The 12,302-nt window shown below is 59.2% G+C and carries 9 protein-coding genes; 2 read left to right on the plus strand and 7 right to left on the minus strand.

Annotation, left to right across the window (positions count from 1 at the left end; translation table 11 throughout):
• Window positions 1–23: 23 nt before the first annotated feature.
• From BVL55_RS12745 to BVL55_RS12755, 3 genes are all read right to left on the minus strand, one after another.
• Window positions 24–773: an ABC transporter permease gene (locus BVL55_RS12745; protein ID WP_162841507.1), complete on the minus strand. Its 750-nt coding sequence runs from the start codon at window positions 771–773 to the stop codon at window positions 24–26.
• A 342-nt stretch (window positions 774–1,115) separates the two neighbouring features.
• Window positions 1,116–3,278, minus strand: coding sequence for a hypothetical protein (locus BVL55_RS12750; protein ID WP_156892545.1), 2,163 nt, complete (start codon window positions 3,276–3,278; stop codon window positions 1,116–1,118).
• A gap of 73 nt (window positions 3,279–3,351) precedes the next feature.
• Entirely contained in the window at window positions 3,352–4,650 is a 1,299-nt protein-coding gene (locus tag BVL55_RS12755; protein WP_075997218.1) for an adenylosuccinate synthase, read from the minus strand.
• A 220-nt stretch (window positions 4,651–4,870) separates the two neighbouring features.
• Here BVL55_RS12755 and BVL55_RS12760 point away from each other — a divergent pair, with 220 nt between their 5' ends.
• On the plus strand, window positions 4,871–5,779 hold the full coding sequence (locus BVL55_RS12760) for a DMT family transporter (RefSeq protein ID WP_075997219.1): 909 nt from the start codon (window positions 4,871–4,873) through the stop codon (window positions 5,777–5,779).
• Between the two features lie 10 nt (window positions 5,780–5,789).
• Here BVL55_RS12760 and serA read toward each other — a convergent pair whose 3' ends face one another.
• From serA to BVL55_RS12775, 3 genes are all read right to left on the minus strand, one after another.
• Window positions 5,790–7,385: a phosphoglycerate dehydrogenase gene (gene serA, locus BVL55_RS12765; RefSeq protein ID WP_075998147.1), complete on the minus strand. Its 1,596-nt coding sequence runs from the start codon at window positions 7,383–7,385 to the stop codon at window positions 5,790–5,792.
• Between the two features lie 100 nt (window positions 7,386–7,485).
• Window positions 7,486–8,661, minus strand: a complete 1,176-nt coding sequence (locus BVL55_RS12770; protein WP_075997220.1) for a phosphoserine transaminase — start codon at window positions 8,659–8,661, stop codon at window positions 7,486–7,488.
• Between the two features lie 175 nt (window positions 8,662–8,836).
• The gene (locus tag BVL55_RS12775; protein ID WP_075997221.1) at window positions 8,837–9,661 is read right to left on the minus strand and encodes an outer membrane protein; all 825 of its coding nucleotides are present in this window, start codon (window positions 9,659–9,661) and stop codon (window positions 8,837–8,839) included.
• Between the two features lie 317 nt (window positions 9,662–9,978).
• Here BVL55_RS12775 and BVL55_RS12780 point away from each other — a divergent pair, with 317 nt between their 5' ends.
• On the plus strand, window positions 9,979–10,704 hold the full coding sequence (locus BVL55_RS12780) for an outer membrane protein (protein ID WP_162841508.1): 726 nt from the start codon (window positions 9,979–9,981) through the stop codon (window positions 10,702–10,704).
• Between the two features lie 22 nt (window positions 10,705–10,726).
• On the opposite strand, the gene glmM is transcribed toward BVL55_RS12780, so the two are convergent.
• A complete protein-coding gene (glmM, locus tag BVL55_RS12785; RefSeq protein WP_075997223.1) occupies window positions 10,727–12,073 on the minus strand; it encodes a phosphoglucosamine mutase in 1,347 nt (448 codons plus the stop codon).
• Window positions 12,074–12,302: the final 229 nt, after the last annotated feature.

Raw genomic sequence — 12,302 nt, forward strand, 5'->3', positions numbered from 1 at the left:
AATACTCCGTGTTTTTGAAAAATTCAGTCATGGGCGTGACGTGCCCACCAGATAAGTCGATCGGACAGCTTCACCACCGCAAAGCGCAGTAGCCAGGCGCACACGGCGAGCACGATGAGGGCTGCAAACACCACATCCATCTGGGTGCGCGCATTGGCCTGCAGCATGACAAATCCAAGCCCGCCTGCAGCGCCCGCCCATTCGCCGACAACCGCACCGATGGGCGCGATGGTGGCCGCAACCTTAAGGCCGGTCATGAGCGGCGGCAGGGCGGCAGGCAGCCGCATGTGATAAAAGAGCTGCATCCGGTTTGCTCCCCAGCTGTGGCCGAGATCAAGCCATCTTGCCGGAGTCTGTTTCAGGCCATCATAAAACGCGGAAGCGATCGGGAAGAAGATAATCAGTGCAGCCATGACGATCTTTGACCCGAGCCCCAGGCCAAACCAGATTACCAGAATGGGTGCAATGGCGAAGACCGGCAGCGTTTGCGTCGTTACAACAACCGGCATCAGATAGCGGTCGAGAACCGGAAACCCCGCCAGGGCAATGGCAACCCCCATGCCGAGCAGACTGCCGGCGAGAAGCCCCAATACCATTTCCTGAACGGTGATCAGCGCATTGACGCCAACATATTGGAACTGGTGATACATCACGCCTGCAACGGTGGACGGGCCGGGAAGCAGAAAGTCCGGCGGCCCGAAAAACCACTTGGCTCCCTGCCAGACAGCCAGCAGCAGCGCCAGCACGCTCAAGGCGTGCAACAGGCTAAACAAGGCAGACCGCCGTGGTTCCATTGCTTTGTCCCGGGCCATATCGAACCGTGCCGCGGCACGCGCCGACGCAATTATTCCGGATGCTGTTTGGGAAGAAAACTCAGCGACGCTGGGAGAGGGGACGATGGAAAACTGGCCAGTCCCGGAATCTCCATCCCTTCGCCGGCATTACCCGGATCAGGTTTCCGATCCCGAAACTGGCCGGCAGCAAGTGCCTTCATGGTCCGGGATCAAGGGTTCAGCGTCCACTGTCTCAGCCCGTAAGAGCACCCCTTGGAGTTCCCAACTGGATACAGGAAGGAAAATGGCGGCGCAAGTGGGAACGCGGCAGACTGCAAAAGCTCAGCGGTTGCGCCAGTCCGCCAGCGCTTCGGAGAAGATCTTTTTGCCGGTCGCACCTTTTTCGAGCGTGACCAGACCACGCCGCCCGGTCAGATAGGTGATGGGCACATCAATCCAGTTCGCGGTCTCCAGCAGGCCGAGATTGGTCTGCTGGGCCTGTTCGAGATTGTTAAGCGCGATCAGGAAAAAACCCGCATCAATGCGCGCCGGAACGCCAACAAGACTTTCTCCCCGCGCCTGTTCGGTGGACTTCATGACGAAGCGGGAAACCTGGTCGATATTGCCGCCGGAAAAGCCTGGCGGAACGGTGAAGAACAGTTCGATGATATGGCTGGCGGGAAGCGCTGCATCAACATTGCGCTTGATCGTCAGGTTAAGTTGAAGCCCCCGCGCGGGAACCTCCATCACCCCCTTGATCACCGCCTCTGGGGCGGCACCCTCTTCGGGAGCCTCATTTGCCAGTGTCCAGGAAACCGCACCATCATCGCGGCTTGCCCCGTTGGTGCCGAAGCCCTCTTCGTAGAGAAATGCCTTTTCACCTGCCAGAACGACCGGTTGCTCGGCAGTGTCGCTGGCAGCTGCTTGCTGCTCACCACTTTCACTGGCCGCCTCGCCGGTTTCAGCGGCCTGCTCTCCGGAGTTTTCCTGTGAAGCGGCATTGCCGCCATCGGCAGGTTCGACAAGCTGGATCGGCTCATCGGTTTCCACCACCGGAGCCTCTTCCGTTTCAGGCGGTGTTACGTCCCTGACCGCTGTCTGTTCGGACGGTGTATCCTGGGTTTCCTGGTCGGACACTGCCGGTTCGCTCGACTGGGAAGAACCGCCATCACCAAGCCGTGAGGTATCCTTCTCGGGCTCGCTTTCCCCCGTCGCATTTTCCCCGGTCTCGCCCCCGGCAGACTGTTCCCCGGCAGGCGCTTCGGCGGCATCGCCCGGCCCGTCTTTGGTGACGTCCGCGATTATCGAAGATACGGCGTTGACCGCCTTGCTGCCGGCCTCTTTCAGTTCATCCTGATAATAATAGGCGCCAGCCCCTGCACCGCCAATCAGCAGGATGGTTAAAAGCCAGCCAAGAACCTTGCCGGCACCAGCCTTGCGCCGGGGCGGTGGCACCGGGCGGGAAACCGGCGGTTCACTTTCGAGCGCCGGATCATTGTCCAGTTGTGAGACGTAATCGGGCTGAGGGACACTTCCTGTATCTGCCGGTCTGTCGGCCATGCCGGATGGCACGGCAGGTTCAGGTGCCCGCGGCGCGGGTTCAGCCGGCGCTTGCGGAGCACTGGCAATATCCGGCTGCGGCGGTGCAGCAGGCATTTCCGGTTCGCCCGGCGGGTAGGGGACATTGCGGACTGCGTCCGTTTCGAGCGGGGGTACAGGTGCTGGCTCCAGCGGCGTATCCGGCTGGGCAGGAGAAGGCGGGGAAGGCGGTATGGACGGCGGTGCCGGTTCCTGCGGTACCGTTGCCGGCTCTGGCTGCGAAACCGGCGCTGTATCTTGTTGGGGCGCGGGCATTTCCGCCGGCGCTGCAGTGACGGCTGTTTCAACTGCACCGGCTGGCGCGGCTTCACCTGCGGATCCTTCCGCTTCATCGAGCATCTTGCGCAACCGCTCCTGATCCGTCTTGGACCGTGGTGGATTGCCGGCCAGCAGCGCTGTTGCCTGCTCTTTCCATTCCTGGGTTTTCTCAAACCCCGGAATGCCCATCTTTTCCGTCAGCACTGCCAGTTCACCGTCAGACATGGCGGCAATCTGGCTAAGCTTGGTGATGCCCTCTTCTTCAAGGTGCTGCAGCGTCTTGTCGCCGATCCCGTCGATCAGGATTGGTGTGTCGGCGGCTTCGGGAAGCACCGAAGACAATCCGGCCTGCGGCGCCGTCGGTACAGCGGGCTGCGATTCAGCTGGTGAAGGAGAGGCCGGAATTTCCTCGCTGGCCGGGGCAATGGCTGCAGCGGCTGCCTGTTCGCCCGCTTCCACATGCTTAATGGCGGCTTCCAGCTGCTGCAATTGTGCAGCAATGGCAGTTTCCGCAGGCGCCGGGTCCATGGCCCTGAGCTTGCGGTCGATCGTATCGCGGGCCTTTTGGTAGATTACCTCCCGGTTTGCTGCGGTGTTTTCAGCCAGCGCTGAAACCGCCTTGGCGATAATCGAAACATAGTCAGCCATGAAGCTTTCCCGCATCTCCTCCGGTATTCGGCCTCACTGCCCTCTTCGGGATATGTAGAGTACCGCCACCCTTTTAGTCGTGAAACGGGTCTTGAACAAGTATGGTGTCTTCACGCTCCGGACTCGTGGAAAGCAGCGCCACCGGCGCCTCGATCAGTTCCTCGATCTGGCGGACATATTTGACGGCCTGGGCGGGCAGATCGCCCCAATGGCGTGCGCCCACGGTCGTGTCTTTCCAGCCTTCCAGCGTTTCGTACACCGGCACCACCCTTGCCTGTGCCCCCTGGGAGGCAGGCAGATAATCAATGCGTTTTCCATCAAGCTCATAGCCGATACAGACCTTGATTTCGTCCAGACCGTCCAGCACGTCGAGCTTGGTCAGCGCAATGCCGGTAATGCCGTTGGCGGCAACTGCCTGCCGCACCAGCACCGCGTCAAACCAGCCACAGCGCCGCTGGCGTCCCGTTACCGTGCCGAATTCATGCCCCTTCTCGCCCAGAAACTGTCCGACCTCATTGTCCTGTTCGGTGGGGAAAGGCCCTTCACCGACCCGCGTCGTATAGGCCTTGGTAATCCCCAGCACATAACCGACTGCACCCGGCCCCATGCCGGAACCGGCAGCCGCCTGTCCGGCAACGGTGTTTGAAGAGGTAACAAACGGATAGGTGCCGTGGTCGATGTCGAGCAGCGTTCCCTGCGCACCCTCGAACAGAATACGCTTTCCCTTCCGCTTCATCTGGTCGAGCAGGCGCCACACCGGTTCGATGAACGGCACGAGCATATCCGAAACTGCGGTCAGCTCCTCAAAGATCGTCTCATGGGAAACCTCCGGCTGGCCAAGGCCTCGGCGCAATGCATTGTGATGGGTGAGCAGGCGGTCGATCTTCGCCGGCAGGGTTTCCTTGTTGGCGAGATCGAGCATGCGAATGGCACGCCGTCCCACCTTGTCCTCATAAGCCGGCCCGATGCCGCGCCTGGTTGTTCCGATCTTGGTGCCGGAGTTCGATGCAGCATCCTCGCGCAGCCCGTCGAGTTCCCGGTGCAGAGACAAAATAAGGGTGGCATTCTCGGCAATGCGCAGGTTTTGCGGAGTAACCTCCACCCCCTGCTGGCCGAGCCGCTCGATTTCGGCAACAAGCGCATGGGGATCAACCACAACACCATTGCCGATGATGGCCAGCTTGCCGGGCCGCACCACGCCGGAGGGCAAGAGGCTGAGCTTGTAGCTGACGCCATCGATGACCAGCGTGTGCCCGGCATTGTGCCCGCCCTGGAAACGCACCACCACATCGGCACGCTCCGACAGCCAGTCAACGATCTTGCCCTTGCCTTCGTCCCCCCATTGCGAGCCGACGACCACCACATTTCCCATGCCATTGCTCCTTTGCATGAAATTACAAACCGGCGGCCTGTGCAGTCCGCCAGCCGATCCCGCCAGCCCGGGAGGGCTGCGGAATACCATCTGCAATGCTCGGGAAACCGGGCGGTCACCTGCCACCCGCCGGATTGCGGTTGTTATTAGTCTCAAACTGGTTCAAACATCAAGGGTTCTGCAAAACCCTGCCACCTTCAGCACAACCCTTCGTAATTCGATGCGCCCGTTCCAGTGGCTTTACGGCCAGCCCTACATCCTGCTTCTGCTTACCGCCCTGTTCTGGGGCGGCAATGCGGTGGCGGGAAAACTCGCCGTCGGCCATGTCTCACCGTTTCTGCTGACAGCGCTGCGCTGGGCGGCAGCCATGGCAATTGTCTATTTGTTTGCCCTGCCGCATCTTAAACGCGATCTGCCTGCGATCCGCCGCAATATCTGGTTTCTGGCCCTGCTCGGGGCCATTGGTTTTACGGTCTTCAACAACCTGATGTATTCGTCGCTGATTTACACGACGGCGATCAACGTGGCGATCATTCAGGCCGCCATGCCGCTGATCGTGTTTTTGCTGAACTTCCTGCTGTTCGGCTTGCGCACCACCGGACTTCAACTGGCGGGGTTCGCGCTGACACTGGTCGGGGTCGCCACCATCGCCTCAAGCGGCAGTCTTGAGGTTCTGGCACGCCTTGCCTTCAATCTTGGCGATTTGCTGATGTTCGTGGCCATCATGACCTATGGGGCCTATTCGGTTCTGCTCAAGCAGAAGCCGCAGATGCACTGGCTGAGCTTTATCAGCGTACTTGGTACGTCAGCCCTTCTGGCTTCCCTGCCATTCGTTGCCCATGAAGCCTTGACCGGCACCCTGGTATGGCCGGACTTGCAGGGATGGGGTGTCGTGCTCTACACCGCAATCTTTCCATCGATCCTCAGCCAGGTCTTCTGGATGCGCGGCCTGGAACTGATCGGCTCCAACCGGGGCGGCGTTTTCATAAACCTGGTGCCGGTCTTCGGGTCTGCCCTGGCCATCACCATTCTCGGCGAACGCTTCCACCTGTATCACGCCATTGCGCTTGTACTGGTGATCGGCGGCGTCTGGCTGTCCCAGCGCCGCCGCAAAACTGCCGCCGCCTGACGCGCGGTTTTCACCCGACTTCGAACTCCAGCGCATTGGCACGCTGGAAGAGCCCGGTATCAAGCAGCTTCTTCAAAACACCCTCCGGTGCCGGTTGGTCGATATAGAGCAGCGCAATTGCATCCCCGCCTGCCCGGTTCCGCCCGAGCTGGAAGTTGGCGATGTTCACACCCGCTTCGCCGAAAACCGATCCGAGCGTTCCGATAATGCCGGGCACATCGTGGTTTGTGGTGTAGATCATGTAACGCCCGATCTCCGCATCGAGATTAATACCCTTGATCTGGATGAAGCGCGGTTTGCCGTCGGAGAACACCGTTCCGGCAACCGAGCGCTCCTGCTTTTCGGTGATGATGCGCAGCTTGATATAACTGTCGAAGACGCCGGACTTGTCCTGGACGGTTTCGGAAATCTGGATGCCACGCTCCTTGGCCATGACCGGCGCAGAGACCATGTTGACGTCCTGCACCTGGCTTTTGATCAGGCCTGCGACCGCCGCAGCCGTCATTGCGTTGATGTTCATCTTCGCGACACCGCCGTCATAGGTGATTTCAATCTTCTTGATCGGCTCGTCCGTCACCTGGCCGACAAAGCTGCCAAGGTGCTGTGCCAGCTTTACGAAAGGCGTCAGCTTAGGTGCTTCCTCCGCGCTGATCGATGGCATGTTGAGCGCATTGGAGACCGCTCCCTTGACGAGATAGTCCGACATCTGCTCTGCCACCTGGATCGCCACATTCTCCTGCGCTTCCCGGGTGGAGGCGCCAAGATGCGGTGTGCAGATAACATTATCGAGACCGAAAAGCGGGCTGTTGACCGCCGGTTCCTCGGCAAACACATCGAAGGCGGCGCCCGCCACCTTGCCCGCCTTGATCGCCTCCGCAAGGGCAGCCTCATCCACCAGCCCGCCACGGGCGCAGTTAACGATCCGCACACCGGGCTTGAGCTGCGCAATTGCTTCCGCGCTGAGAATGTTTCGCGTCTTGTCGGTCAGCGGCACATGAAGCGTGATAAAATCGGATCGTTCGAAAAGCTCGTCCAGTTCAACCTTTTCCACGCCGATCGCTGCCGCCTTGTCCTGGGAAAGAAACGGGTCATAGGCAATGACGCGCATTTTCAACCCTTGCGCCCGCTCGATCACGATCCTGCCGATATTGCCGGCACCGATAACCCCCAGGGTTTTAGCTGTGATCTCCACCCCCATGAAACGGGATTTTTCCCACTTGCCTGCCTGGGTGGAATTGTCGGCGGCCGGTATCTGGCGCGCCAGTGCCAGCATCAGCGAAACGGCATGCTCGGCCGTGGTGATGGAATTCCCGAATGGTGTGTTCATCACCACAATGCCTTTGCGCGAGGCAGCCGGAATGTCGACATTGTCGACGCCGATGCCTGCACGGCCCACCACTTTCAGCCGGTCTGCCGACTTGATCAGCTTCTCCGTCACCTTGGTTGCCGAGCGTATTGCCAGGCCATCGTAATTGCCGATGATCTCCAGCATCTTCTGTTTGTCCTTTCCGGCGTCCGGCAGGTAATCGACTTCAATGCCTGCACGGCGGAAAACATCGACAGCGGTTTCAGAAAGCTTGTCGGAAACGAGTACACGGGGTGTCATCACACTCTCCTTGATGGGATGCAGCGCCTGCCCTTCGGGCGGCTTGCCGCAATAGTCGGAAATCTCGGGAAGGCCCGGCCACACACGGGCGGGCAGAAAATCAGGCGGCGGCCTCAAGGTCCTGCAAAGCCGTTTCAAAGGCCCATTGAAGCCAGGGCAGCAACGCTTCAATATCCGCCTGCTCGACCGTGGCGCCGGTCCAGATTCGCAAGCCCGGCGGGGCATCGCGATAGGCGCCGATGTCCAGTGCCGCACCGGCTTTTTCAAGCGCGGAGACCATCGACTTGGCAAAGGCTGCCTGTTCATCGCCGCCCAACGCCGCAACGTGCGGATCGGTGATCTTAAGGCAGACCGAGGTGTTGGAGCGCGTCTCCGGCACTTCAGCAAGAAAATCGAGCCATGGCGTCTGTTCGACAAAATCTCTCAGAACGGCGAAATTGCCGTCGGCCCGGCTGGTCAGCGCAGAAAGCCCGCCCTGTGACTTTGCCCAGGAAAGTGCATCGAGATAATCCTCGACACAAAGCATGGAGGGCGTGTTGATCGTCGCGCCTGAGAAAATCCCTTCGATCAGCTTGCCATTCTTGGTGAGGCGAAAAATTTTCGGCAGCGGCCAGGGCGGCGCATAAGTTTCGAGCCGCTCCACGGCACGTGGAGAAAGGATAAGAATGCCGTGGGCGCCCTCTCCGCCAAGCACTTTCTGCCAGGAAAAAGTCACCACATCGAGCTTGTCATAGTCGAGTGTTTGGGCAAACGCAGCCGACGTCGCATCGCAGATTGTCAGCCCGTCGCGGTTCTCGGGAATAAACCCGCCATCGGGAACACGAACGCCCGATGTCGTGCCGTTCCAAGTAAACACTACGTCACGGTCGAAATCGGCGAGGCCAAGATCCGGCAGTTCACCGTAAGGCGCTTCGAACACCCGCACATCGGCAAGTTTCAGCTGCTTGGCAACATCGGTCACCCAGCCCTTGCCGAAACTCTCCCAGGCCAGCATGTCGACGCCGCGTTCTCCCAGCAGGGACCATAGCGCCATCTCCACGGCGCCGGTATCGGATGCCGGCACGATGGCGATACGGTGGGTAAGTGGAACTTCCAGAACCTCCCGTGTCAGCGCGATGGCTTCGGCAAGCTTTGACTTGCCTTCCTTCGAACGGTGGGAGCGGCCCAGCAAGGCATCACCGAGCGCTTCTGGCGACCAGCCTGGGCGCTTGGTGCAGGGACCGGATGAAAAACGGGGATTGGCCGGACGCACGGCCGGCATCGGTATCGCAGACATGATCTACCCTTCCAGATAGTGAGCCCCTCGTTGGGGAGGGGTGGCCCACTGGCGGGATTAGACAAGGAGCTGTCGCATGTCAATTGGCAATCGGTCTGTCATGCAATTTGCGGCTTCAAAGGCTGAAGCGCGGCTGAAAACAGCAACGGCTTCCCGAAGGAAGCCGTCACGTTTGTCATAAAATCCGGATGGTTTTAGTGGAAGTTCCACCGGATGCCGGCGCGCACCGTATGGATCTTGATGTCGCCATCGAAACCCTGCTGGCCGGAGTTGGCATTGCCGCCTTCAAAATTGAACATGTGCCCCCCTCAATATGTTTGAAGGTGTAGCCCGCATCCAGTTTCATATTGCTCGTCAGATCGTAGGAAACACCGGCATGCAGCGCATAGGCAAACCGCCATTCGCCATTGCCGTCGTGTTCGGAGTCACCAGGCGAGCCAGTACAATCACCGGATACACAGCGCTCATCATTTTCGATGTCACTCCAGTGCACCATGGCACCGCCGATACCGGCACCGGCATAGGGTGTGAAGCCGGAGAAATTGCCCAGGTCCACATAGGCATTTGCCATTAATGTGGTTACCGCGAGTTCACCGGTATCCTCATAGCTACAAACACCGGTGGCGGTACCGCAGTTTGTGACGCCAACCGCAGAAGAACCGTCGAACTCAGCCCAGAAATGGTGATCAACCGTAACATCCATACGGAAGTAGTCGGTGGCCTGATAACCAATACCACCGCCAAGCATCCAGGCCGAACCAAGATCATGTTTCTCAAAGTCGCCGGTCAGCGTAGCTGATCCCTGATAATATTCCACGCCGTCCACGGCCATGTGCGAGTATCCGATATCCCCTCTAAGATACCAGCCGCCCACGGTAATTGTGCGAACCTCGGGAACCACCTCCACAACCGGCGGCGGTATCAGATCTGCAGCATTCGCAAAGGCTGACGTGGCGAGCAGACCTGCCGTAAAAACCGAAAATTTGAAAATGCTGCGCATGACTAGCATCCTTCCTGCTTACGCCGACTAAACGGCAGATGACTTCACTGTCAGGCCGCAAGATCGCGCAGAAAGGTTAAGGCGCACTTAACCGTACTCGTTAAGGTTAAAAAAAATGGTTAACGCACGTTAACCGTCAACCGAACCAGCCCGGAAACACGTTTTTGTTGGCTGGTTGCATTCCGGCAGCATTTCGTACAACGGTGGAAATTGTCCGAATCACCGCAGTGGGGGACGATGATCGCAATAACCTGGTCAGTGACCACGAATAAGAGGCGGCTATGCGATCCGAAGTCCAAAGGAACGCCATCTTCGCGATGGCGGGTTCACTCTGTCTATCAGTTCAGTTGCTAACCGGGGAGACGGCCCTTGCCCAGGACTGGGACCCAGGCAGGTGGAGCGGTCCTTCAATCGGACTGTCGGTCATCTATGGCGACGGAGCGACAAGCTGGGATCCCAATCAGGCTTCGGCAGACAGAACCCGAAACGAAAATCACAACAGCACACACGCCTACGCCGTTCACACAGGTTATGATCATGCAACGGGTGCCCTGATCGTCGGCCTTCATGCAGGCTACGACAATACGCTCGGCGGCTATGGAGAGACCGATTGCCGCGCCGCCAGAGGATTGGCGCCGGCGGCTAACCCTGCCAAACGCCGCACCTGTGGCCGGGAGATTTCGGACGTCTTTTGGATAGGTGGCAAAGCGGGCCTGCTCGTAAATGACAAACTTCTGGCCTTTGCAGAGGGCGGGTACGCCAATGCAGAACTCTACAGCATCGGCTACAGCACGCCAGGAGGCCGCAACGCAAAGGCCCGGGAAACCCGCGAGCGCCATGGCGGCTTTTTCGCAGGCGGCGGGATCGAATGGGCCATTGACCAGAACTGGTCCCTTCTGGCCGCCTATCGCTACTATGAGTTCGATACCAGTTCGGACAAACAGACCCTTTCGGGCTTTCCGCCTACTACGGGACAAGCCAGACGCACCAACCTGAACGGTCAGGCTTCAGCTTTCCGGCTTGGCATTACCTACAGGTTTTGAAGCGGATAGATGAAAACCTGCCTCAGGCCGCGCATTTCGAAACGGTTTCGGCAAGACCGTTGACGATTTTCTTCACCATGGCCTGGTCGTCGCCTTCCGCCATGATGCGGATCAGCGGCTCGGTGCCGGAAGGACGGATAACCAGGCGGCCCGAATTGCCAAGCATGGACTTTGCGTCCTCAATGGCTTCCTTCACCTGCTGTTCTTCCAGCGGCAATCCGTTTTTATAACGTACGTTCTTCAGTATCTGCGGAACCGGCTCGAACCGGCGCCCCACCTCGCTTGCCCGCCGGTCGGTGGCGCGCATAACGGCCATGACCTGCAGCGCAGCGATCAGCCCGTCACCGGTCGTGGTAAAGTCGGACATGACAACGTGGCCGGACTGCTCACCACCCAGATTAAAGCCGTGTTCGCGCATGTACATCACCACATGGCGATCGCCCACGGGCGTGCGAGCCAGGGACAATCCCATATCACCGAGAAAACGCTCAAGTCCCAGGTTCGACATGACGGTCGCAACCACACCGCCGCCTGACAGCATCGATTTGGAATGCCAGTATTCGCCGATCAATGCGAGAATCTGGTCGCCATCGATCTCATTGGCGTTTTCGTCAACGATGATCACCCGGTCGGCATCGCCGTCAAGCGCAATACCGATATCGGCGCGGGTTTCATGCACCTTGCGGCGCAGTTCGGCTGTATCTGTTGAGCCGCAGTCGCGGTTGATGTTGTAGCCGTTCGGTTCATCGCCAATCGTCACCACATCCGCACCAAGCTCCCAAAGCGCTTCCGGCGCCACCTTGTAGGCAGCACCATTTGCGGTATCGATCACCACTCTCAGCCCTTCCAGCGACAAGGCCCGCGGCAGGGTGCGCTTGGCAAACTCTATATACCGGTCGCGAACCCCGTCGACGCGGGTAGCCCTGCCAAGTTCCGTTGAACCGGCAAGGTCGCTACCGAGATCGCGATCCATGAGCGATTCAATCTGCGCCTCCAACTCGTCCGACAATTTGAAACCGTCCGGCCCGAACAGCTTGATGCCGTTGTCCTGGAAACCGTTGTGGGATGCGGAGATCATGACGCCGATATCAGCCCTTACAGAGCGGGTCAGCATGGCGACGGCCGGCGTTGGCACCGGCCCCAGCAGAAAAACGTCCATGCCGGCCGAGGTAAACCCTGCAACCAGCGCGTTCTCAATCATGTAGCCTGAAAGACGTGTATCCTTGCCGATGACCACCCGGTGACGGTGATCACCCCTGCGAAAGGCAACACCGGCTGCCATGCCCACCTTCATGGCGATTTCCGCGGTCATGGGAAAGGCATTGGCGGTTCCGCGAATCCCATCCGTTCCGAAATACTTGGTACTCATACAGTGTCCCGTTCCGGCCGGCTTCAAGCCTGCCCTACCCTGATCACCTTGCGTTCCGGTAAGGCGCAAAATGAAGTGCTCATCCGAATTGCTCTAGCCGATTTCGCGCGCCTGTTGCTTCACAGTTTGTATCATCAGCAACAATGGCAGAACGCCGGCCATGACCGCACCAGAGCCGATCTTAGTCCCGCTGCCACGATACGGCAATTCGCTGAACAAATCGTCGAAC

This window comes from Salaquimonas pukyongi, from assembly GCF_001953055.1.
Lineage (GTDB): Bacteria > Pseudomonadota > Alphaproteobacteria > Rhizobiales > Rhizobiaceae > Salaquimonas > Salaquimonas pukyongi.

What these genes read in the sequence shown, in the direction of transcription:
- serA (WP_075998147.1), bottom strand. Translation starts at nt 7,385, where the DNA reads ATGACACCCCGTGTACTCGTTTCCGACAAGCTTTCTGAAACCGCTGTC.
- BVL55_RS12775 (WP_075997221.1), bottom strand. Translation starts at nt 9,661, where the DNA reads ATGCGCAGCATTTTCAAATTTTCGGTTTTTACGGCAGGTCTGCTCGCC.
- BVL55_RS12780 (WP_162841508.1), top strand. Translation starts at nt 9,979, where the DNA reads ATGGCGGGTTCACTCTGTCTATCAGTTCAGTTGCTAACCGGGGAGACG.
- BVL55_RS12760 (WP_075997219.1), top strand. Translation starts at nt 4,871, where the DNA reads ATGCGCCCGTTCCAGTGGCTTTACGGCCAGCCCTACATCCTGCTTCTG.
- BVL55_RS12755 (WP_075997218.1), bottom strand. Translation starts at nt 4,650, where the DNA reads ATGGGAAATGTGGTGGTCGTCGGCTCGCAATGGGGGGACGAAGGCAAG.
- BVL55_RS12770 (WP_075997220.1), bottom strand. Translation starts at nt 8,661, where the DNA reads ATGTCTGCGATACCGATGCCGGCCGTGCGTCCGGCCAATCCCCGTTTT.
- BVL55_RS12750 (WP_156892545.1), bottom strand. Translation starts at nt 3,278, where the DNA reads ATGGCTGACTATGTTTCGATTATCGCCAAGGCGGTTTCAGCGCTGGCT.
- glmM (WP_075997223.1), bottom strand. Translation starts at nt 12,073, where the DNA reads ATGAGTACCAAGTATTTCGGAACGGATGGGATTCGCGGAACCGCCAAT.